This window comes from Undibacterium sp. Ren11W, assembly GCF_049340485.1.
In the GTDB taxonomy this organism is placed as follows: domain Bacteria; phylum Pseudomonadota; class Gammaproteobacteria; order Burkholderiales; family Burkholderiaceae_D; genus Undibacterium.
The window spans coordinates 40058-62828 of record NZ_JBMPPB010000007.1 but is presented as its reverse complement, the minus strand read 5'-3'; the positions used below and the strand labels follow the sequence as shown (position 1 = coordinate 62828).

Sequence of the window (22771 nt, the reverse complement as noted above, 5' to 3'; positions counted from 1 at the left end):
ACGAAGTCTTGACTTTCTGGTAGCGTATCGCTTTCCTTAAATTCATCTTCTTGTCATGTCTATATCTCGTTCTGGTGGTCAATTGGTCGTGGACGCACTGCAAGTACACGGCGTCGAACTTATTTTTGGAGTACCGGGCGAGAGTTATTTGCCTGTGCTTGATGCCCTGCACGACAGTAAGATACGCTTCATCATCAATCGTCAGGAAGGTGGCGCGGCATTCATGGCGGACGCCTACGGCAAGCTCACCGGTCAACCCGGTATTTGCTTCGTGACACGCGGACCTGGCGCCACCAATGCCTCTATCGGTGTACATACCGCATATCAAGATTCGACCCCGATGATTTTATTTATAGGCCAGGTCGGCAACGATTTCGTCGAACGCGAAGCATTTCAAGAGATCGATTATCGCCGTATGTTTGGCCCAATGGCGAAATGGGTGGCGCAGATAGACCGAGCCGAACGCATCCCTGAATACATTGCGCGCGCCTTTCAGGTCGCCACCAGCGGCCGCCCCGGCCCGGTCGTATTGGCCTTGCCGGAAGATTGCCTGGCCGCCATGGCGCAAGTAGCGGACACCCGCCATTACACGCCGGTGCAAGCCTCGCCATCGGCGACACAATTAAGCCAATTACGTGAACATTTAGCCGCAGCACAAAGACCACTCGTGCTACTTGGTGGTACCAGTTGGGATACGCTGGCCTGTCAGCGTATCAGTGACTTTGCAAAAATCAACCATCTGCCTTTGGCCTGCGCTTTCCGCTTCCAGGATTTGGTAGACAATGCCCACCCCAATTACATAGGCGACGTCGGGATAGGGATAAACCCAAAATTAGCGCAACGCATCAAAGACGCCGATCTGGTGATCGCGATCGGACCGCGTCTGGGCGAAATGACTACCGGCGGCTATACCGTACTGGAAGCACCGATTGCCAAACAAAAACTGATCCACATCCATAGCGATGCCTTAGAGTTGGGACGTGTGTATCAGGCCGACATGATGATCAATAGCGGCATGAAAGAAATCGCTGAAGCATTGTCGACTATGGCCCCGCTAGACGCCAGCGCCTGGCAGCATACGGTGGCACAGGCCAAGGCCGATCTGCAGGCATGGCAACAAGAGCCAGCGATTTTTGCACAAGAAAACGCGCCCCTCAATCTGTGGCAAGTGGTGCAGACTATCCAGGCGAATACCCCGGACGACACCATCATCACCAATGGTGCAGGCAATTACGCCACCTGGGCGCACCGCTACTATCGCTACGGCGGTTTCCGTACGCAGTTAGCCCCCACTTCGGGCGCTATGGGATATAGCGTACCATCAGGAGTGGCGGCAAAAATCGTCCATCCTGAGCGCACCGTCATCACCTTCGCAGGCGATGGCGAATACATGATGAATGGTCAGGAACTGGCCACCGCCGTGCAATACAAAGCCGGCCTCGTCATCATCGTCTTTAACAATGGCATGTTCGGCACCATACGTATGCATCAGGAAAAAGAATTCCCGGCGCGTGTCTCTGGGACGGAATTACACAATCCGGATTTCGCGGCACTGGCGCGCGCCTATGGTGCCAGCGGCGAAGTGGTCAACAGCACGGAAGAGTTCGCCCCTGCACTGGCAAGGGCGTTGGCACATACACGCCAGTATCAGCTGCCGGCCTTGATAGAATTGCGTTATGACGGCAATCTGATCACACCGGGAGCGAGCTTACAAACCCTGCGCAAAATGGCACAGGATGCAGGAAAATAAGGCCGAGATTTAGTCCGGATGCAGGATGGCCGCAGCCAGTTTCGGGCCGGTCTATCCTGCAATTGCGCAAGCAAAAAAGTCTACTTCCGCCTGATTGCTGGGGCGCCTAACCGTCCCCTGATAACTTCTAAAAAACCCTTAATCGGGATGCAGCGCCAGGCACAAACCGCAGCAATACCTCGGGATTGCGAGGATTTGTAAGGACGCGATGCACCCGAGCAAGAGGTTTTTATAAGTGCCCCTGCCAGCGCGCATATCCCATGCGGGTTACAGGCCAGATAGGCTGGAAACCCGCATGGATATTGCGCACTGGCGTGGTGCCAAATTAAATTTATTTGAATTTAATTGAACTGAGCAAAGTCTGGCTTACGTTTCTGAAAGAAAGCCATGAAGGCCTCCTTGGCTTCCGGGGCATTCAGCATGCTGGCGAAGTGTTGGTTTTCTTCCTTCATTTTGCTCGCGATGGCTGCTGGTTGGCCGCCCTTCATTAAGGCTTTGGTGACGCGCACTGAAGCGGCTGGCAGCGCTGCCAGTTTGGCCGCTTGCTGCAGCGCATACGGTAGCAACTCTTCCAATGGCAAGACCTTGTTCACGAAGCCCATCTGGTACGCTTCTTGGGCGTTAAACGCTTCGCCTAACATCAGCTTTTCAGCGGCGCGTTGGTAGCCGACGATATTTTGGAAGATCATGCTTGAGGCAAATTCCGGACACAGACCCAATTGAGTGAATGGCATAGACAATTTGGCGTTATCGGCCAGATAGATCAAATCGCAATGCATCAGCAAGGTGGTACCGATACCGACTGCGGCACCACTCACGGCAGCGATCACAGGCTTGCCGGAATTATTCAGCGCTTGCATGAACTGATACACCGGCGGCACCGTGGTGCTGGAAGCCAGACTAGCGGCATTCTTCATGAAATCTTCCAGATCATTACCGGCGGTAAAAATCTCTGGCTTACCGGTGATCAAGATCGCGCGCACCGCAACATCGGTCTCGGCTGCGATCAAGGCATCTGCCATAGCCTGATACATGGCCGAGGTGATGGCATTTTTCTTTTCAGGGCGATTAAAACTGATGGTTAAAATGCCGTTTTCTTTGTGGGTCAGGATATCCATAGTGGTCTCTGGTATTTTAAATAGGGGGTTTGGAAGGTGTGGCAAGCAGCCATTGTAAGGCTTGCTGCCACAAGGTATGACGGAACTGGGGACGGAAAAAACCGAAATGCCCTATGCGTTTGGCATCGACTTCTTGCGGATGGATGTAACGACGCTCGACTTGCGCGCCGCTGTAATAATCATGCAGGCTATCGATGCTACGACGGCTCATCAATTCATCATCGGTAAAGCTCATTGACAGTATCGGTATCTGCATTTTGTGATGCGCCGTTTGCAGGCGCAGACCAAATTTATCGGCGAAATAATAGGGGCTGCGACACCAGCGCGACCATTGGTAAATCACTCCCTTGGGTAAATTACCAACCATACGGAGTTTTTTGCCCGGGAAATAACCGCAAAGACGCGTAAACAAGGGCACCACAAAGTACCACATGAGCCAGACTATGCGTTTTAAAGCCGGCGCGTTGTCGCGCCAGTAACCGCTCCCGGAACCGACCGTCAGCATGCCATCGATTAAGCCATGATCGGGCACCAAACCTGGCAACTGCCCGCCCAGAGAATGCCCGACCACCAACAGCGGCACAGCGGGTTGCCAAGCTTTAGCGGCGTGCAGCGCGGCATTGTAATCCTGCTCGGCCCAGTCGTTAAGATTCGCCCTAAAGCCGCGTAAAGAATCACGAAATTCTACAGGGATGGATTCGCCCATACCGCGGTAATCAAAACTCAAAACCGCAATGCCGTTCTCTGCCAGAAATTCAGCAAAAGGCAGATAAAAACTCTGCGCTACGCCCATTGCTGCCGGCATCACCACTACCGCTGTTACTTCCCCAGCCGGCGTGAATTTTTTGGCCGCCAGTATGGTTTGGTCCGCAGTGACTATCTGTATCGTCTCCATCCTACCTCCGTAAAAAAAGCCGCACAAAAAATCATGTGCGGCTTTTTGGCCTATCGTTTGGCTAAGCAGCCAAAATTACATGCGTTCAAAAATACCAGCAGCGCCCATACCAGTACCAACACACATCGTCACCATACCGTATTTCAGGTTATTGCGATGCAAAGCATGGATGGTAGTAGCCGCACGGATCGCACCAGTCGCACCCAGCGGATGACCCAGAGCAATCGCGCCGCCCATAGGATTGACTTTGGCTGGATCCAGGCCTAGGTCTTGTACTACAGCGATAGATTGCGCAGCAAAGGCTTCGTTCAGTTCAAACCAGTCGATCTGATCTTGTGTGATGCCAGCCGCACGGCAAGCCGCAGGGATCGCTTCTTTAGGACCGATACCCATGATTTCCGGTGGTACGCCACGTACCGCAAAAGCGGCGAAACGTGCCAATGGAGTCAGGTTAAACAGTTTCAGAATTTTTTCGCTGACCAGGATCAAGGCACCAGCGCCATCCGAAGTCTGCGAGCTGTTACCGGCAGTAACGCTACCTTTAGCAGCAAATACCGGACGCAGTTTAGCCAAACCTTCGAGCGAAGTTTCTGGACGTGCGCCTTCGTCACGGCTGACAGTGCGTGTTTTCAACTCGATTTGGCCAGTCGCCAAATTCGGGATACGTTCGATGATTTCAACCGAAGTTGTTTCAGCATCGAAGTAACCAGCATTTTGTGCGGCGATGGCACGTTGATGCGATTGCAAAGCGAAAGCATCTTGCGCTTCGCGCGAGACTTTCCATTGCTGAGCAACCTTCTCGGCAGTCAGACCCATACCATAGGCCATACCGATGTTTTCATCTTTGAAGATACCCATGTTCATCGATGGGTGGTGACCCATCATAGGCACCATGGACATCGATTCAGCACCGGCAGCGATCATCACATCGGCCTCGCCAACACGAATGCGGTCAGCCGCCATCGCAATGGCACTGATACCGGAAGCGCAAAAACGATTGACTGTGATACCGCCTACCGATTTTGGCAAACCTGCCAATAACACTGCCATACGAGCCAGGTTACTACCTTGTTCGGCTTCTGGGAAAGAGCAACCAACGATCGCATCTTCGATCAGTTTCGGATCGAGATTCGGCACTTGTGCCAGCGCCGATTGCAATACACGTACCAGCAAATCATCCGGACGTGTGTTCTTGAACATACCGCGACCAGATTTACCGATAGGTGTGCGGGTTGCGGCTACGATGTAGGCGTCTTGAAGTTGTTTTGTCATTTTATATGCTCCGATTACTCATTGACTACTTATTGACTAGTTACGGACTGGTTTGCCGGTCTGCATCATGCCCATGATCCGCTCTTGCGTCTTAGGGTGATTCAGCAATTCCATGAATGCTTTGCGTTCCAGATCCAGCAACCATTGTTCATTGACGATAGCGCCGTTTTCGATTTCACCACCGGAAACGATCTCAGCAATCATCGCGCCCAATTTGTAGTCATGTGCAGAGATGAAACCACCATCACGCATATTCACCAACTGTGCCGTGATAGTTGCCATACCGTAGCGACCTGCCACTGGCACTGGCGATTTCATCGGTGCACGATAGCCGGCATCAAACATGGCGCGCGCTTCTACCTTAGCCACATGCAACAACTCGTAGGCATTGAAAACGATCACGTCGTCAGCCGACAGGTAACCCATCTTCTGTGCTTCCAGAGCGGATTTGGAGACAGCAGCCGTCGCGGCATTGGTGAAGTAGTTCTTCAGGAACTGCAACAAGTCAGTGCCTTTAGCGTCTTTAGCGGCACGTACTGCTGCCTCTTTCAGACCACCACCAGCAGGGATCAGACCAACACCGACTTCAACCAAGCCGATATACGATTCGATAGAAGCGACGCGTTTGGCTGCGTGCATCATCAGTTCGCAACCGCCGCCCAGTGCCAGACCAGATACGGCTGCCACCACTGGTACGTTAGCGTATTTCAGGCCTTGATGCGCTTGCTGCAAGCGTACGATGGCTGGCTCTATGGCTTTGACGCCGCCGGACATAAACAATGGCAACATCGCTTGCAAATCAGCACCAGCGGAGAAGGCGCCGCCTTCAGCAGCATCAGAACTCCAGATCACCAAGCCTTTGAAGTTTTTCTCGGCTTCAGCAACTGCTTTTTCCATGCCGTCGATCACGCCAGGGCCAAGAACGTGCATCTTGGTTTTCAGCGACAAGATCAACACATCATCAGGCTGTGCAACTGTGCCTTCGTGCCAGATACGCACTGATTCATCTTCAAAGAAAGTCGTGCCGGCAGTCGCACCAGTCGCCACACCAGTACCGAATACGGTGGCGCGGAAAGCTTGGCGGTCGTACACAGCCAGAGTCGAACGTGGCACGTATGTGCTGCTAGCGGCAGACCATGAACCTTCTGGAGTGTGAACACCAGTACGGCCATCAAATACCCAAGCTGGCAACGGTGCATTGCACAGTGCTTTGCCAGCATCGATATCTGCTTTGACCCAGCCAGCGACTTCTTGCCAACCTGCAGCTTGCCATGTTTCGAAAGGACCGACGTTCCAGCCAAAACCCCAACGCATCGCGAAATCGATGTCGCGTGCATTGTCTGCAATGCTGGCGCTATGCACGGCGATGTAGTGGAAAGCATCGCGGAAAATCGCCCACAGGAACTGCGCCTGTACATTGGTCGATTCACGCAAGGTCTTCATCTTCTTGACCGGATCTTTTTCTTTCAACATGCGGGCCACAACTTCATCCGCCTTAGCGCCGCCAGTCACGTATTGTGCTGTCGCGAAATCGAGGCGTTGAATATCTTTACCGACTTTTTTGTAGAAACCAGCACCGGCTTTTTGACCCAGGGCACCGGCAGCGACCAATTTAGCCAGCACTTCAGGTGTCTGGTAGACAGCGAAGAAAGGATCATCTGTCAGATTGTCTTGCATGGTCTTGATCACATGACCCATGGTGTCCAGACCCACCACGTCAGCAGTACGGAAAGTACCGGACGAAGCGCGACCGAGTTTTTTACCGGTCAGATCATCGACGACATCGACAGACAAACCAAACTGTTGTGCTTGATAGATGGTTGCCAACATACCGAACACGCCGACACGGTTAGCGATGAAGTTAGGCGTATCTTTAGCGCGCACTACACCCTTGCCTAGTGTGGTAGTCAGGAAGCCTTCGAGCTGGTCGATGATCTCAGGACGAGTTGCCACGGTAGGGATCAACTCAACCAAATGCATGTAACGTGGTGGGTTGAAGAAATGCACGCCGCAATAACGCGCTTTCAATTCAGAATCAAAACCTTCAGACAATGCCGTGATCGACAAGCCAGAAGTGTTGGATGCGAAGATCGCATTAGGGGCAATGTGCGGAGCAACTTTCTTGTACAGATCGTGCTTCCAGTCCATGCGCTCGGCAATCGCCTCGATGATCAGATCGCAACCTGCCAACAGGTCCAGATTGTCTTCGTAGTTAGCTACTTCGATCAAAGCTGCATCATCTTTGTTACCCAAAGGCGCAGGATTGAGTTTCTTCAGGTTCTCGATAGCGCGCAACACGATACCGTTCTTAGGACCTTCTTTAGCAGGCAGGTCAAACAAGATAACTGGCACTTTAGCATTGATGCAATGTGCGGCAATTTGCGCACCCATCACGCCTGCGCCAAGAACGGCGACTTTTTTAACGATGAAATTGGTCATTTTTAACCTCATGTGAAATTCGAACAACGGCGAAAAGCAAAATCTTTTTTATCCACTCAAGACACGATATTCAAGAAAATTTAAAGGCAATACGCAATAACGGCGCGCCTCTTGGAGCATTTTCGCCCTGTAAGCCGCATCCATACTGCGTAGTCGCTTTTGGAATTTTCCGTTTATCTGTTTACTGCCTTTCGTGGACTAGGTGTTTAGGCTTTAAAACAAATCCGCATCTAAGGACAACAAGTTGGCAGAACCGGAACGCGCCTGACGTATCAACATCGCTGTCTCAGGGTACAAGCGAGCGAAGTAGAAACGGGTAGTTGCCAGTTTGGCGGTATAGAAAGTATCGCCGGAATCTTTTTTCTCCAGAGCGATCTTCGCCATTTGTGCGAAGAAATAGCTATACACCAAATGACCAACTACGCGCAGGTAAGGTACCGCAGCAGCGCCGACTTCATCTGCATTCTGGAACGCTTTCATGCCGATTTCCATCGTCAGTTTAGTGACTTTGTCGCCCAACTCACCCAAAGGTGTGATGAACTCGGACAGCTCTTCGTTGGTGCCATTGGCTTCGACGAAGGCTTGCACTTTAGCGCCAAACTTACGCAATTTCGCGCCGTTGTCACCCAGGATTTTACGACCCAACAAATCGAGAGACTGGATAGTGTTAGTACCTTCGTAAATCATGTTAATACGAGCGTCGCGCACGTATTGCTCCATGCCCCATTCGGAGATGAAACCGTGACCGCCGTACACTTGCATACATTCAGAAGTCGCAACCCAGGCATTGTCAGTAATGAAGGCTTTGATGATCGGTGTCAACAAGGCGACTTCGTCAGCGCAATCTTTACGCACTGCTTCGTCAGGATGATTGAGTTCTTTATCAAGTTGCAAGGCAACGTAAGAACAGAATGCGCGCGCGCCTTCTGCGTAAGCTTTTGCCGTGAACAACATGCGACGTACGTCGGCGTGCACGATAATTGGATCTGCTTGTTTCTCTGGTGCTTTCACGCCAGACAGACTACGCATCTGGATACGGTCTTTCGCGTAAACCAAAGCATTTTGGTAAGCGATTTCGGTCAAGCCCAAACCTTGCATACCAACACCCAGACGAGCCGCGTTCATGAACACGAACATCGCATTGAGACCCTTGTTCGGGCCACCGATCAACCAGCCGGTCGCATCATCCAGATTCATCTGGCAAGTAGAGTTACCGTGGATACCCATTTTTTCTTCGATCGCACCGCAGAAAATCGGATTGCGTGCGCCATTAGAACCATCTTCATTTGGCAAAAATTTAGGTACGATGAACAGCGAAATACCTTTAGAACCTTCTGGCGCGCCTGGCAAACGTGCCAGCACCAGATGGACGATATTGTCAGCCATATCGTGTTCACCGGCAGAGATGAAAATCTTCGCACCGGAAATTTTATACGAACCGTCAGCCTGAGGATCAGCCTTAGAGCGCAACATACCCAGATCGGTACCACAATGTGGCTCGGTCAGGCACATTGTGCCAGTCCAGTCGCCGGAGATCAATTTTGGCAGATACAGGGCTTTTTGCTCGGCAGTACCGTGTTCATGGATACATTCGTAAGCACCGTGTGACAAGCCAGGGTACATAGTCCAGGCCTGATTGGCGGAATTCATCATTTCGTAAAATGAATTATTCAATACCAAAGGCAAACCCTGGCCGCCGAATTCAGGATCACAAGACAGTGCAGGCCAGCCGGCTGCAACGTATTGCTGATAGGCTTGTTTAAAACCTTTTGGTGTCGTCACTTCTTTTGTGACTTTATCGTGGTGACAGCCTTCGCGGTCACCTGAATGGTTCAAAGGAAACAGAACCTCGGAAGTAAATTTACCGCCTTCTTCCAATACCTGATTGATGATATCGGCATCAATTTCTTCGTATTTTGGCAAATGTTTTAGTTCGCCTTCAACGGCTAACAGCTCATGCAAAACGAATTGCATATCACGCAAGGGAGCGACGTATTGACCCATAATTTTCTCCTGAAGACAAAGTTAAAACAGCTAATTTAAACAATTACAATTCACAAATTCAAAATTTCATGTTGCACACATTAATGCCAAAGCCGGAAATTCTACTTTTCAGCTTTTGGCGGGTGCATAACAATCAATCATTCTTTCAAAACCAATTTCCGCCCGGTTAACACTGCCGGGCTTGCGCAGAAAACGCGCATCATGATGCAAAGCCAGTATCAATCCATACATTTCATACACGATTTGATCCGGATCAACGTCGGCATTCAAATGACCTAAGGCGATTGCCTGGGTTGCCGCACGCTGTAAGGCGCCTTGCCATGCATGCACCATTCCGACTAACTCTTCCCGTATCGGGCCCTGACGGTCATCGTATTCCGCCGCGCCGCTGATATAGATACAACCAGAAGCAATCTCTACCGTGACACGCTTAACCCATAAGGCAAACATCGCCTGCAAACGCGGCAGGCCGCGCTCTTCCTTCATACTCGGGTAAAACACTTCCTGCTCAAAGTGATGGTGGTAAAGCTTCAACACCTCTATTTGCAAATCCTCACGCGATCCAAAATGCGCGAACACGCCAGATTTACTCATATTCATCTTATCGGCTAGTAAGCCAATCGTCAGACCTTCGATACCATCGCGACTGGCAGCATCGAGGGCAACGTCCAGGATGGCTGCGCGGGTGAGTTCCCCCTTGCGCATGAATTTCGATGTCATATTCATATTACATTGTACTTATTAAGATGATTCGTGAATGCATTTAGTTAATGCAAAAAGTAAAATTAATCGAACGCTCGTACTATTAATCACAGCGCACTAAAAGTCAAACTAGAAAGATGCTTTAGAGGAGAGTATCTACTTATGCATAGGCTATGTTCCTCTTAAAACGGCTTCAGCTCTTGGCAAAATCTAGCTGACGGCGTTCACGCTTGGTAGGTCGGCGCGCCAAAACGGCGCCTGGCTCCTGATAGAGCTTCTTTTGTTGCGCGACTAAGGCGCGTTTCTCTATGCTCGGCTCGGTTTCCAGATACATGGTGTGCGCCACACTGGCCGAGCCGCGTACCTCGAGTAGCTTGAGCACCTTGATTTGCCAAACTTGATCGGCATGTTGTATCTCGATCAGGTCACCGAGTTTGACTGTATGCGAAGGCTTAACGCGTTCTTGATTTTGCAAAACTCGACCCAGATCGATGGCATGCGTGGCCAGACTACGGGTCTTAAAAAACCTGGCGGCCCAGCACCATTTATCAATTCGAACAGTCTCACTCATAAAAAAAGCACGCTCCATTAATTTAAAAACGATCATACTATTTTCTACGATGGATTTCACTTTATTCACGCTTACACAGCGTTTTCTACAGCATAAGAAGAGAATATGAAGAAAATCGTGGTTTATAAAACGACATGTCATATTATTTAAGTAATTCACCTCTCAATCTTTGAGATTTCTTAAGTAATCAATAATCCGCCCTTTCCATATGCCATAAAAATTCGTGATTCTCGGCTAGAATAGGCATCGCATTGTTAGCTCTTAGCCGCCAATTTGTCAGTCCACGCGACGACTACCTCGACCTGGGATCATGGGATGAAACGCATCAACATCAGCAATGCGGCGATCATGTTAGGCATATTTCTTAGCCTGATTATTGCGCTAGGCACCGGCATATCGATCAAGGTATTACGTGACAAGGCCATCCGTGACTGGAGTCAGCAGGCCAGCAACATCGCCTTGATACTGGCTGAAAACACCGCACAGCAAATGACCACGGCCTATCTCGCCCTGGACGATATCGCTGACCGCATCAAAGCAAAAACACCGGCCGATGACAAAGCGCTACGAGCACTGATAGGGAGTGAAGATTTTTTCCAGATCATGGCAGCCAAGGCCGCCAACTCACCACAAATCGATGTCGCGACCGTAGTTGCTCAAAATGGCGACGTCATCAACTTCACTCGCAAATGGCCTGCGCCAAAAATCAATTTGGCAGAACGCGATTATTTTAAGGCGCATCACGGCGATGCAAAATTAGGCGTATTAGTCAGCGATCCGGTGCGCAATAAAGGCAATGGCAAATGGACTTTTTACATTAGCCGTCGCCTCAACGACCCGCAAGGAAATTTCATAGGGATGGTTTTATTGGGTATTTCTACCGATTACTACTCCGACTTTTATGAACGCATAAGTATGGGCGGCAAGGCGGCATTTATCTTGTTACGCGATGATTTTACGATTCTGGCACGCTGGCCTATGTTCGACGATATATTGGGCAAAAAAAATCTGACTGGCACCACGTATAAAGTGATTCATGATCAACAACGTAGCGAGGGCGTGCTGATCACCGATGCGCCTCGTCTTTCCAGCAATAGTGAGCCTGGGCATACGCGCATGGGTGCGGTACGCATGGTTAAAAAATATCCGCTGATCGTCAACTTTACCATAGACGAAGATGTCTATCTCGGTGCCTGGCGCGCTACTACCCGAGTAATATTAATCGTTGCGGCCAGCAGCATCATTGCCCTGCTACTGGCCTTCACTCTGCTGGTTCGCGCCTTGCGCAAAAATGAACAGAATCTGCTGACCACAATAGGTCTAAAACAGGATGCGGAGCAGTCAAACAATGAAAAATCGATCTTATTAGAAAATCTTTCGCGCAATCAGCAAGCACTAACAGACTCGTCCGAGCATATGGCGGCCATTCTTAATAATGCACCAGATGCGATCCTCATTACCGATGCAGCAGGACTGATCATCTCTTGCAACCGGGCGGCAGAACAAATCTTTGCTTTGCCCGCGCAGGCGATCAACGCTCATGCCGTCAATACTCTGATCCTAGACTTAAATCTGGATCTCTCGCCCGATGCCAAAATCAACCATGAGCATGTAGCCAAACGTGGAAGTGGAGTGAACTTTCCGTGTGAACTTTCTACCGCCAACTTTCAGCTTTCAGGGCAGCAACACCAAGTGATTATTCTCAGGGACATTAGCGAGCGTAAGAAAATGGAGAGAGCCAAGACCGAATTTATCTCGACAGTTAGCCATGAGCTACGCACTCCACTTACTGCCATGCGCGGCGCGCTTGGCTTATTGCGTGGTGGCGTAGTTGGAGCCTTACCAAAAATCGGTGCCGACATGCTGGAGATGGCCTATAAAAACACCGAGGTATTAACACGGCTGATCAATGATTTGCTCGATATCCAAAAAATGGAAGCGGGGCAAATGGAGTTTAAACTGAGTGCAGTTAAACTGGGCGGCCTAATCGAAGATGCCTGCCAATCAAATCAAGCCTACGCCACACAGTTCGGGGTCAACATCGTGATCGATGGTGACATTCCTGAGCTTGCAGTCTGCGTCGATGAAGGTCGCTTCCAGCAAATCATGGCAAATCTTTTATCGAATGCTTGCAAGTTCTCTCCAGCCGACAGCTGCGTCACAGTAAGCGCACACCAAATTGGCGAACTGATATGCATTAGCATACGCGATCAAGGACAAGGTATACCGTTAGACTTTCAGGACAAAATGTTTCAACGATTTGCACAAGCAGATTCGTCCGACACCCGCAAAGTAAGTGGTACCGGGTTGGGGTTATCGATTACACGGGATTTAGTCACTCTGATGCACGGCAAGATAAGCTACGAATCTAAGGCCGGAGAGGGAACCTGTTTTTTCATCAGCTTCCCGATCGCCGCATAGACCCAGGCGACTCGCCACTTTTGTTCACATAATTAGCTCAGTAAGCTTGGTGCCGAACTATTCCTAAGTATAGCCACCCAGAGTGGCGATACGCATCAAACCGCGATACATCAGGTAGGCGGTGCCGTACCAGAAACGTCGATACCAGGGATGATTCGCGTAATCCTCTGCCGCCACCGTAATCCCATCCTTGATACCTTGCTCCAGATGCTCGCTTAAATCACGGGCAAACCCCTGATCGCGAATGACAACATTTGCTTCCTGATTCACGAATAAACTCAGACCATCGAAATTACTTGAACCTACCGTAGCCCACTCATCATCGATTACCGCCACTTTGGCATGCAATTGGGTTTTTCTGTACTCGACGATTTTTACCCCATGCTGCAATAACTTGGGATAGAAAGAATGGGTGATCGCATCCTGCAATGCAAACTGACCCACACCGATGATGAGAGTGACATCGACCCCGCGCGCAGCGGCTGATATCAAGGCATTGCGCAGCTTACGTCCTGGCGCAAAATAGGGATTGGCTAAAATGGCACGCTTTCTTGCCATCCCCAATGCATGTAAATAGGCGCGCTGTATGGTGCTGCGATTACGCAGATTATCTCTGACCACCAGTGCTGCCAACATAGGCTGATGCGACTTCACTATCAATTGTTTGCGCAACTCACGTATCAGTTTAACTCGCGTCGTCAAGGCAAGCTTACCCAGCCGCAACCATTGCGCCTCGACCTCAAGATGGATATGCGCCAACAAAGCACCTTGAACTGTAACCGCAAAATCCCAGCGCGGAAACGCCAGTATCAAGCCCGATCCGTCATCTGCCACATAGTCATCAATGATATTGAGGCCGCCGAGCAAGGCGACACTCTGGTCGATCACCACGATTTTTCTATGCGTGCGCGCCAACCCGCGCTTAAACCAGGGGTTAAAACAACGACATTCCACCCCGCCCATCGCAAACTCATGCATCAGCAACTGCGAACGACGATCACCACTTCCTATCCAATCAATAATGACACGCACTTGCACACCGCGGGTGGCGGCAGCGATCAAGGCATCGCGCACCTGCAACGAGATCGCGTCATCAGAAAAAATATAGGTTTCGAGATAAATTTCGCTGTGTGCCTGCGCAATTTCTTCTAACAGGCTGGAGAAATAATCACTTCCGCAATGCAACAAACGCAGCTTATTGCCTGGAATTAAAATCAGTTTTCGCATTTAAACAGCTGCGACATCGACTCGCCTGGCAGCCGCAATTGCTGAGGAAAAATCGAGTGTAACAAGGATAGGTAAATGATCCGACAAGGTGGTCCAGGGTGAGCCTCGCAAGACCTTGGCTTGCTCTACCTGAAAACCGCGCAGATACACCCTATCCAGACATAAACAGGGCATTTCTACCGGGAAGGTATGCGCGTGTTTAAAGCGAGCCTGAGGAATTAAGCCGCGCATACCGCTCAGACTGAGCAAAGAAGCGCTCTGGCTGCGTTCGCCGTCAAAAGCCTCCCTGACCCCCAACTCTTGATACAAGATCTGGCTAAGACCCTTGCTCCAGTCATTAAAATCACCCGCAATAATGAGAGGCGCATCGGCCGGCAAATTGCTTTGTATCTCTTTGATCAAAGCCTGCACCTGACGCCTTCGGCTAGTGGCAAATAGACCCAGATGTATCACAAAACAATGGACATCAATGTTGGCCACCCGTATCACCACATGCAAGATCCCACGCTGCTCATAGGCATGGTCGGAGACATCATGATTAAAAGAAGAGCTGATGGAAAAACGACTCAGTAAGGCATTGCCATGATGACCGTGCTCATAGACGGCGTTCATGCCATACGCGACTTCATGAGTATCACCAGCGATAAAGGCATCTTGCCCCATCTCTGGCCAGCGCGTATGGTTTTCAGCGTGATAATCATGCTGGCCCTGCACTTCTTGCAAAAACACCAGATCGGCATCGAGTAAACTAATAGCTTCTTTGAGACCGTGAATTCGCGCCTTGCGCCCAAAAGCGCTGACCCCTTTGTGAATATTATAGGTGGCAATGCGCAGTTTCATCCTTGCTCTCCGTTTACTTTAACTTCGGTAACTGCAAAATGGCTTCCGCATTCGAGGCCGAAAAACACAGGTCGGCTGCGGCTCTATGTGGCAACCACTGGTAGCGCAAATGTTCGCGCGGCGCCAGAGTAATCGCGATATCACGCGGCACACAGAGTCCGAAAACATGCTCGGTATTTTGTGTCACACCGGGTGCATAGCGATGACGCCAGACCGGATAAATTTCATACACATTAGAAATCTGCCAGTCACGCAATGCAAACAATTCGCTGCCAATGCCGGTTTCTTCTTGCACCTCACGCTGTGCCGTTAAGGCCCAGGCTTCATCCGGACTCTCTTTGGAACCGGTTACCGATTGCCAGAAACCCGGTTTATCGGCACGCTCGATTAACAGCACTTCCAATTCTGAAGTATAAATGACGACCAGGACAGATTCAGGGATTTTAAAATTCATACTTTGTTGCGTTTGCTCAGGTTAATTCAAATACGACCATATCCACTTTGCCGTGGAGTAGGCATTAGCGCCCAACTAATTACACAAACAATTTTCGACAACACACTATCGATGGGCCTCTTCAGGCATTTTCGCCCTACAGCGCGCATGAATAGTGTGGATTCAAAATAAGCGGAAATCAAGATAAAAAAAAGACACAGATCACTGTGTCTTTTTTTATTCATCATCAAGCGCGATTAGCCCTTGATCACAGGCTCTACAGCACGCAAACGGATGTGCAATTCACGCAATTGCTTCTCGTCCACTGCTGACGGCGCTTGTGTCAACAGACACTGGGCACGCTGGGTTTTTGGGAAAGCGATCACGTCACGGATAGACTCGGCACCAGTCATCATAGTAACGATGCGATCCAGACCGAAGGCCAGACCACCATGTGGAGGCGCGCCGTATTGCAATGCGTCCAGCAAGAAACCAAACTTCAATTGCGCTTCTTCGGCATCGATCTTCAGGGCGCGGAATACCTTGCTCTGTACATCGGCACGGTGAATACGGACTGACCCGCCACCGAGCTCCCAACCATTCAAGACCATGTCGTAGGCTTTCGAGATGCAATTGCCCGGATCGCTTTCCATCAAATCTTCATGGCCGTCTTTTGGCGCAGTGAAAGGATGGTGCGTAGCAGACCAACGGTCGTTCGCTTCATCGTATTCGAACATAGGGAAGTCGATTACCCACAATGGCTTCCAGACATTCTCGAACAAGCCGTTGTTTTTGCCGAATTCGCTGTGTCCGACTTTGACACGCAGAGCACCGATAGCGTCATTGACAATCTTGGCCTTATCAGCACCGAAGAAAATCAGATCGCCGTCTTGCGCGCCGGTCAATGCCAGCACTTGTGCCAGTGCTGCATCGTGCAGATTCTTGACGATAGGCGATTGCAAACCATCGCGACCTTTGGCCACTTCATTGACCTTGATGTAAGCCAGACCCTTAGCGCCGTAGATCGCCACGAACTGGGTGTAAGCATCGATCTCGGAACGTGGCATGTTGGCGCCACCTGGTACACGTAAGCCAACCACGCGGCCATTTGGCATATTCGCAGCACCGCTGAAGACCTTGAAATCGACGTCTTTCATGACTGCGGTCAAGTCGGTAAATTGCAGCTTGACGCGCATGTCTGGCTTATCCGAACCATACAGACCCATGGCTTCGAAGTAATCCATGACAGGGAAAGGATTTGGCAAATCGATGTCTAGCGTATTCTTGAAAATCAGGCGCATCATGTTTTCAAACATGTCGCGGATTTCTTGCTCGGACATGAAAGAAGTTTCGCAATCGATCTGGGTAAATTCTGGCTGACGGTCAGCACGCAGATCTTCATCGCGGAAGCATTTAACGATCTGGTAGTAACGGTCGAAGTTAGCCACCATCAGCAGTTGCTTGAACAATTGCGGCGATTGCGGCAAAGCGAAAAATTCACCAGCGTTGACACGCGAAGGCACCAGATAATCGCGCGCGCCTTCTGGCGTCGATTTGGTCAGCATAGGGGTTTCGATATCGATGAAACCGTTAGCGTCCAAGAACTTACGCACTTCCATTGTTACCTTGTAACGCAGACGCAAATTATTTTGCATTTGCGGACGGCGCAAATCGAGTACGCGATGCGTCAGGCGTGTGGTTTCGGACAGGTTATCGTCATCCAACTGGAACGGCGGCGTGACCGAAGCATTCAGCACTTCCAGCATATCGCAGACTACTTCTATCTTGCCCGATTTCAGATTGTTATTGACTGTGCCATCTGGGCGCGGGCGTACTACACCGGTCACGCGCAGACAGAATTCATTACGTACCGATTCGGCCGCCTTGAACACTTCCACTGCATCTGGATTGCAGACGACCTGCACCAGACCTTCACGGTCGCGCAAGTCGATAAAAATTACACCGCCATGGTCGCGGCGACGATGTACCCAGCCGCACAGGCTAACGGTTTGACCGAGTAATTCCTCATTGGTGAGGCCACAGTAATTGGTACGCATGGACATAGTTTCTACCTGTCTTTATTTAAATATGGAATTAGATGTTACGTGCTGCTTATTTACTTTAAGACTTAAGAAAAACCGCCCCAGCGTTGTTGCACTCGCCTTGCTGGAACAATTTTGCGTAAGTCCTATACTTATTCTGTCTTACTTATTCAGTCTTACTAATTTTTTATTACTTATTTTTCACTTGCGGTAAGGCATCCGGCGCCACCACACCCATAGACACCACATACTTCAGCGCTGCATCGACCGACATATCGAGTTCTATCGTGTCCGCCTTGGGCACCATCAGAAAAAAACCAGAGGTAGGATTCGGCGTGGTCGGTACGTAGATGCTGATGTACTCGCCCATTAAATGGCTAGCCACTGCGCCGCCAGGCACCCCGGTCAGGAAGGCGATAGTCCAACTGCCTTCACGCGGATACTGCACCAGCAAGGCCTTGCTAAAGGCATTGCCGCTCGATGAAAACAAGGTATCTGACACCTGCTTAACGCTAGAGTAGATGGAGTTGACGATAGGGATGCGTTTAAGCAAAGCCTCCCAGGCCTCGACCACATAATTGCCGATAAAATTTTGTGCCAGTAAGCCGGTCACAAACACAATCAACAGCGTCAAGATAGTACCAATACCCAACACTTTAAAACCAAACAATTGCTCAGGCTGCCATTGTGCAGGTAGCAGCAACAAGGATTGATCCATAGTGCTGATGACAGAATGCAGTACCCAAAGCGTGATCGCCAATGGCACTAAAATCAGTAGTCCGGTAATAAAATATTTACGCATGATTTTTTATTCGCCCTGGTTTGGAGTTGGCATGCACGTCAAGCCGCTTTATTCTCGCCGCCGCTACTTGCAGGAGCACTGGCTGCCGGCGCTGTGCTGGCAGTTGGCGCTGCGTCAGTCGTGCCTGAACTTGCCGGTGCGTCGCTGGCGGACGAGGTCTCACCAGTCGCTGCCACCGCACCACCAGTTGCAGCCGGAGCTCCACCTTTTGCGTCTCTAAAATCAGTGACATACCAACCCGATCCCTTCAATTGGAAACCGGCAGCGGTCACTTGCTTTTTAAAACTAGGCTTGCCACAGGACAGACAAACGCTCAAAGGCTCGTCGGACATTTTTTGCAATACGTCCTTGGCAAATCCACATTCTTCGCAGCGGTAAGCATAAATAGGCATTTTATCAATCCGAAAAAAATCTTGTAAAACCCTGAATTATAAAGCTTTTTTAGTGCTTTTCACAGCTACCCTGGTACTGCCCACTGGCTGTCTAGCTCAATTACACCTCAATTACGCCTCAATTACTGGCCATTAACTGTTTTTCCCCTCTCTGCGGCAGCCAGGAACCTAACAACATGCCCGTCATGCTCATTAATACGCCGACCAATTGCGGCGGCCATAGTCCTTCGGGAGCTTGATATTCTAATAAGATCCAGGAAGACAAGCCTAAGAATATCGACAGCAAGGCACCCTGGGTGCTGGCACGTTTCCAGTACAAACCGAATGCCAGCGGCACGAAAGCGGCCACCAAAGTCACCTTGTAGGCATTCTCTACCATCTTATAAATACTGGCCTCGGTATGCATGGCAAATACCGTCACAATGGCAGTAAAGCCCAATACCACCACCCGCATCAGCATCAAAAATTGGCGGTCACTATGCGCAGGCAACATAGGTCTGAGTATATTTTCGGAAAAAGTAATCGAAGGCGCCAGTAGGGTCGCGCTGGCACAGCTCTTGATCGCCGACAGCAAGGCGCCGAAAAACATCACCTGCGCCAGCATAGGCACCTTGGTCATGATTAGGGTAGGCAAGATCATTTGCGGATCCTTATCGATCAAATTTGCCACCATGGCAGGATCAATCAAAGTGGCCGAATACGCCAGAAACATGGGAATGAAGGCAAAGCAAAAATACATTAGCCCTCCCAAGATCGAGGCGTTGCGTGCGATATTTTCGTTTTTAGACGCGGCCACCCTCTGAAACACATCTTGCTGCGGAATTGAGCCTAGCATCATGGTGATCCAGGCGGCGAAGAACCAGAGCGACTCGCGCGCGGTCGGTGCCGGCCAGAACGCCAGTTTGCCGGCGTCTGAGGCATGCGTAATCACAGCCGCAGCGCCTCCCACCATACCGGACACTTCCCAACCTATATAAAACATACCGAGCACGATGATAATCATCTGTAAAAAGTCGGTAATCGCCACCGACCACATACCGCCCATCAGGGTATAGATCAAGACGCTGGCAGCTCCTATCATCATGCCTATCTCCATAGACAGATAACCACCGGATACCACATTAAACACCAGGCCTAGCGCCTTGATCTGCGCAGCCACCCAGCCTAAGTAAGAGACCACGATACACAGGCTGACCAGCACTTCGACCGTGCGTCCGAACTTATTTTTATAATAATCGCCTATGGTTAGCAGGTTCATACGGTACAGCGGGCGCGCAAAAAAGATGCCGACCAAGACCAGGCACAGCGATGAGCCGAAGGGATCAGCCACTACGCCACGCAAACCTTCCTTGACGAAGGTGGACGAAATTCCCAGCACCGCTTCCGAGCCAAACCAGGTAGCAAACACAGTGGCAGTCACCACGGACATAGGTAAAGAGCGCCCGGCCAGCGCAAAGTCTTTAGAATTTTTGACATAGCGGGCGGCGTACAGGCCGATACCGACCGAAATTGCCCAATATAAAACGACAAACCAAAGTAAGGTATTCATGCAAAAGCCAACAATATTCTAGGAAAAGCGAAAAATTCGCCTGACAATTTATTGCGGGCATTATAGCGAAGTATCGTCAGGATATAGACTAGCATCAACGGCAAAAAATACACCACGCCGTTATCGTGCAAGGAAATTAACTCAAACGTGCCAGATGCTGAACCGGGAAATTCAGGCGTATCAAAGTACCCGATGCTGGCTTACTCTCTATCTGCACACGTCCACCCATCAGATCGCAGACTAGACTACTGACAATACTCAGGCCCAATCCGGCACCGCTCTGCCCCATTTGGGTAGTGAAAAACGGTTCGAATACATGCGGTAAATTGGCGTCACTGATGCCGCAGCCATTGTCGCGCAGCTGTATCGTCAATTGTTCTTCCTGCGCTAGTATGTCTAGACTAATCTGGCCCTGTTCGGCATTGAGAAAACCATGCGCCAGACTATTTTCAAACAGTTGATCCAATACCTGAAACAAGGCATTCGGGTAAGCAATCACGCACAAATGCTCAGGTATCTGCAGCACCAATTGCACACGCTCCAGCGCGAGTCGGGTTTGCCAACTCTCGACCAACTGATGTATCAGCGCCACCACATCAAACTCCACACTGGTCTCGGTGTGCTGACCTATCGCCAGCGCCTTAAAGCGTTGCACCAGATCAGAAGCGCGCACCAGCGAGCGATCGACGATATTGCCACATTGCGCCAAGCCTTCCAGGGATGTCAGCAATTCACTGCGGCGCAGATTGGCCGCCAGCAAATCGGCAATCAGTTGCTGACATTGATCATAAATGGTACTGGCGGCCATACGGGCATTGCCTAGCGGAGTATTCATCTCATGCGCGATGCCGACCACCATGCGCCCCAGCGCCAGCTGTTTTTCCTGACGCATGACTAAACTCATGGCCTGCTCCAGCTCAGCGGTACGGACTCTGACCTTATGCTCCAACTCGTCATGCGCTTGTTGTAGAGCGACTTCTGCTGCCAGTCTCACCTTGGCCTCAGCTTGCAAACTATCAAGAGCGTTGCGCAACTCGCTATTGCGCTGCTGCAGCGAATGTTCCAGTAACTCACCGTGGGCAGTGAGTTGCTTATTTTTGCTTTGCAACTGTGGCAAGGCCAGTACGCCATCGACACTTTCACCCAATTGTTTGGAGAGCATGCGTCTTTGCCTTTGTTGCAGGCTGATATGGAGTTCGCTGGCCAGCAAAGCAGCTTCAAATCGGCCAGCCTGCCGCCCGATCAGGACGATCATGCGCAATACCGCTTCTTGTACTGGTAAATGATCGGCGTGCACCTCCGTGTTCATTTCAGCCAAATCCTGAGCCAAGCGCAACAAGGCGACCCAGCCCCGCTCTCTTTCTGCACTTTGGCACAACAACAACGCCTCACACAAACGCGCCCAATACGGCCAGGACGTATGGCTATTCGCAAAAGGAATTTGCTCCAATGCCTGCATATGACGGTGCACGTTGTCAGGTCGCCCCAGTAAGGCACTCAGGATGGCGATATTGGCATTGCTATAAAACAGCATTTTGGTCAGGCCCGCAGCCTGCGCTACTTGTAGACACTCTTGATGCAATACCAGCGCCGCCTCCCATGGTTGCGCGCCCAAAGACACCCCGGCTTCCAACGCCAGAAAATAGCGCGACGAGGCGGCATTACTCAGCACGCCACAGAGCCGGGTAGCGCTTAGGTGCTCTCTATGCGCCAAAATAGCATCGCTCAGTTGCACCACTGCCGGATACATCTCACACAGCATCATGACGCGGCAGCGGCTGGCGCGCATGCTGGCAACGTCCTTATCGCGACCGCAACGCGCATACAAATCAGCGGCCATGGCGGTGCTGTGCAACGCTGGGTGATACAGATTGATGGAAATTTGCAAAGATTGCATGAGCTCCCAGATCCACGCCTGCGCCAGCGGAAATTCTAGCGCAACGGTGTTTTCTAGCTGGGCGGTAGCGCGTTGCAATAGCAGGGTATTCGGCAGTTCTTCGGGCAGCACGCCCGGATACAGTTGCAGCAAATCAGCCAGAAATGCGTGCAATGGGCTCAAAGTTTTTTGCCGCAAAGTCTGCATCTGCAGCGCCAGGGCCTGGAAATTTTCGTCCAGACATAATTCGCGACAACGCTCGAGTAGTGCGAAGTTGGCACCGTCTTCGGCATTGCCATCCTCTAGCGGTGCTGCCGGCATGTTTGCCTCCTGGTGAAAAGCTGAAATACCACAATAAGGTAAAGAATAGCGCAGATCGTTAGCCTTGGCTGATCGACTTTTAAAATACCGGCACTGACCAGCGTGCAGCTCTATAAA

17 protein-coding genes are annotated in these 22771 nt (G+C 50.6%); 2 read left to right on the top strand and 15 right to left on the bottom strand.

Features of this window, described 5'->3' with window-relative positions:
- Positions 1–55: 55 nt before the first annotated feature.
- The gene (locus ACO0K8_RS15670; RefSeq protein ID WP_422947593.1) at positions 56–1750 is read left to right on the top strand and encodes a thiamine pyrophosphate-binding protein; all 1695 of its coding nucleotides are present in this window, start codon (positions 56–58) and stop codon (positions 1748–1750) included.
- A gap of 341 nt (positions 1751–2091) precedes the next feature.
- Here ACO0K8_RS15670 and ACO0K8_RS15665 read toward each other — a convergent pair whose 3' ends face one another.
- The 7 genes from ACO0K8_RS15665 to ACO0K8_RS15635 form a co-directional block, all read right to left on the bottom strand.
- Positions 2092–2868 (bottom strand): enoyl-CoA hydratase, encoded by a 777-nt coding sequence (locus tag ACO0K8_RS15665; RefSeq protein ID WP_422947592.1) that lies wholly within the window; start codon positions 2866–2868, stop codon positions 2092–2094.
- A gap of 16 nt (positions 2869–2884) precedes the next feature.
- Entirely contained in the window at positions 2885–3763 is an 879-nt protein-coding gene (locus tag ACO0K8_RS15660; protein ID WP_422947591.1) for an alpha/beta fold hydrolase, read from the bottom strand.
- Positions 3764–3838: 75 nt separating this feature from the next.
- Positions 3839–5035 (bottom strand): acetyl-CoA C-acyltransferase, encoded by a 1197-nt coding sequence (locus ACO0K8_RS15655; RefSeq protein WP_422947590.1) that lies wholly within the window; start codon positions 5033–5035, stop codon positions 3839–3841.
- A 36-nt stretch (positions 5036–5071) separates the two neighbouring features.
- Entirely contained in the window at positions 5072–7474 is a 2403-nt protein-coding gene (locus ACO0K8_RS15650) for a 3-hydroxyacyl-CoA dehydrogenase/enoyl-CoA hydratase family protein (RefSeq protein WP_422947589.1), read from the bottom strand.
- A gap of 213 nt (positions 7475–7687) precedes the next feature.
- The gene (locus ACO0K8_RS15645; RefSeq protein ID WP_422947588.1) at positions 7688–9478 is read right to left on the bottom strand and encodes an acyl-CoA dehydrogenase C-terminal domain-containing protein; all 1791 of its coding nucleotides are present in this window, start codon (positions 9476–9478) and stop codon (positions 7688–7690) included.
- A gap of 108 nt (positions 9479–9586) precedes the next feature.
- Entirely contained in the window at positions 9587–10183 is a 597-nt protein-coding gene (locus ACO0K8_RS15640) for a TetR/AcrR family transcriptional regulator (RefSeq protein WP_422947761.1), read from the bottom strand.
- Between the two features lie 190 nt (positions 10184–10373).
- Entirely contained in the window at positions 10374–10751 is a 378-nt protein-coding gene (locus tag ACO0K8_RS15635; RefSeq protein ID WP_422947587.1) for an RNA-binding S4 domain-containing protein, read from the bottom strand.
- Between the two features lie 315 nt (positions 10752–11066).
- Here ACO0K8_RS15635 and ACO0K8_RS15630 point away from each other — a divergent pair, with 315 nt between their 5' ends.
- Complete coding sequence (locus ACO0K8_RS15630; RefSeq protein ID WP_422947586.1) at positions 11067–13172, top strand: ATP-binding protein; 2106 nt, start codon at positions 11067–11069, stop codon at positions 13170–13172.
- Between the two features lie 63 nt (positions 13173–13235).
- On the opposite strand, the gene clsB is transcribed toward ACO0K8_RS15630, so the two are convergent.
- The 8 genes from clsB to ACO0K8_RS15590 form a co-directional block, all read right to left on the bottom strand.
- Positions 13236–14399: a cardiolipin synthase ClsB gene (gene clsB, locus ACO0K8_RS15625; RefSeq protein ID WP_422947585.1), complete on the bottom strand. Its 1164-nt coding sequence runs from the start codon at positions 14397–14399 to the stop codon at positions 13236–13238.
- Entirely contained in the window at positions 14400–15239 is an 840-nt protein-coding gene (locus ACO0K8_RS15620) for an endonuclease/exonuclease/phosphatase family protein (RefSeq protein WP_422947584.1), read from the bottom strand.
- Positions 15240–15252: 13 nt separating this feature from the next.
- Positions 15253–15693: a dihydroneopterin triphosphate diphosphatase gene (gene nudB, locus ACO0K8_RS15615; RefSeq protein ID WP_422947583.1), complete on the bottom strand. Its 441-nt coding sequence runs from the start codon at positions 15691–15693 to the stop codon at positions 15253–15255.
- Between the two features lie 236 nt (positions 15694–15929).
- Positions 15930–17735, bottom strand: coding sequence for an aspartate--tRNA ligase (gene aspS, locus ACO0K8_RS15610; RefSeq protein ID WP_422947582.1), 1806 nt, complete (start codon positions 17733–17735; stop codon positions 15930–15932).
- 169 nt (positions 17736–17904) lie between these two features.
- On the bottom strand, positions 17905–18516 hold the full coding sequence (locus ACO0K8_RS15605; protein WP_422947581.1) for a DUF502 domain-containing protein: 612 nt from the start codon (positions 18514–18516) through the stop codon (positions 17905–17907).
- 38 nt (positions 18517–18554) lie between these two features.
- Positions 18555–18908, bottom strand: a complete 354-nt coding sequence (locus ACO0K8_RS15600) for an FmdB family zinc ribbon protein (RefSeq protein ID WP_422947580.1) — start codon at positions 18906–18908, stop codon at positions 18555–18557.
- A 118-nt stretch (positions 18909–19026) separates the two neighbouring features.
- Entirely contained in the window at positions 19027–20457 is a 1431-nt protein-coding gene (locus ACO0K8_RS15595) for a sodium:solute symporter family protein (RefSeq protein ID WP_422947579.1), read from the bottom strand.
- A gap of 136 nt (positions 20458–20593) precedes the next feature.
- On the bottom strand, positions 20594–22654 hold the full coding sequence (locus ACO0K8_RS15590) for a sensor histidine kinase (RefSeq protein ID WP_422947578.1): 2061 nt from the start codon (positions 22652–22654) through the stop codon (positions 20594–20596).
- Positions 22655–22771: the final 117 nt, after the last annotated feature.

Coding starts and splice junctions, on each gene's coding strand:
- ACO0K8_RS15605 (WP_422947581.1), bottom strand. CDS start 18,516: ATGCGTAAATATTTTATTACCGGACTACTGATTTTAGTGCCATTGGCG.
- ACO0K8_RS15620 (WP_422947584.1), bottom strand. CDS start 15,239: ATGAAACTGCGCATTGCCACCTATAATATTCACAAAGGGGTCAGCGCT.
- aspS (WP_422947582.1), bottom strand. CDS start 17,735: ATGTCCATGCGTACCAATTACTGTGGCCTCACCAATGAGGAATTACTC.
- ACO0K8_RS15645 (WP_422947588.1), bottom strand. CDS start 9,478: ATGGGTCAATACGTCGCTCCCTTGCGTGATATGCAATTCGTTTTGCAT.
- ACO0K8_RS15670 (WP_422947593.1), top strand. CDS start 56: ATGTCTATATCTCGTTCTGGTGGTCAATTGGTCGTGGACGCACTGCAA.
- ACO0K8_RS15665 (WP_422947592.1), bottom strand. CDS start 2,868: ATGGATATCCTGACCCACAAAGAAAACGGCATTTTAACCATCAGTTTT.
- clsB (WP_422947585.1), bottom strand. CDS start 14,399: ATGCGAAAACTGATTTTAATTCCAGGCAATAAGCTGCGTTTGTTGCAT.
- nudB (WP_422947583.1), bottom strand. CDS start 15,693: ATGAATTTTAAAATCCCTGAATCTGTCCTGGTCGTCATTTATACTTCA.
- ACO0K8_RS15590 (WP_422947578.1), bottom strand. CDS start 22,654: ATGCCGGCAGCACCGCTAGAGGATGGCAATGCCGAAGACGGTGCCAAC.
- ACO0K8_RS15595 (WP_422947579.1), bottom strand. CDS start 20,457: ATGAATACCTTACTTTGGTTTGTCGTTTTATATTGGGCAATTTCGGTC.
- ACO0K8_RS15640 (WP_422947761.1), bottom strand. CDS start 10,183: ATGCGCAAGGGGGAACTCACCCGCGCAGCCATCCTGGACGTTGCCCTC.
- ACO0K8_RS15600 (WP_422947580.1), bottom strand. CDS start 18,908: ATGCCTATTTATGCTTACCGCTGCGAAGAATGTGGATTTGCCAAGGAC.
- ACO0K8_RS15630 (WP_422947586.1), top strand. CDS start 11,067: ATGAAACGCATCAACATCAGCAATGCGGCGATCATGTTAGGCATATTT.
- ACO0K8_RS15650 (WP_422947589.1), bottom strand. CDS start 7,474: ATGACCAATTTCATCGTTAAAAAAGTCGCCGTTCTTGGCGCAGGCGTG.
- ACO0K8_RS15635 (WP_422947587.1), bottom strand. CDS start 10,751: ATGAGTGAGACTGTTCGAATTGATAAATGGTGCTGGGCCGCCAGGTTT.
- ACO0K8_RS15655 (WP_422947590.1), bottom strand. CDS start 5,035: ATGACAAAACAACTTCAAGACGCCTACATCGTAGCCGCAACCCGCACA.
- ACO0K8_RS15660 (WP_422947591.1), bottom strand. CDS start 3,763: ATGGAGACGATACAGATAGTCACTGCGGACCAAACCATACTGGCGGCC.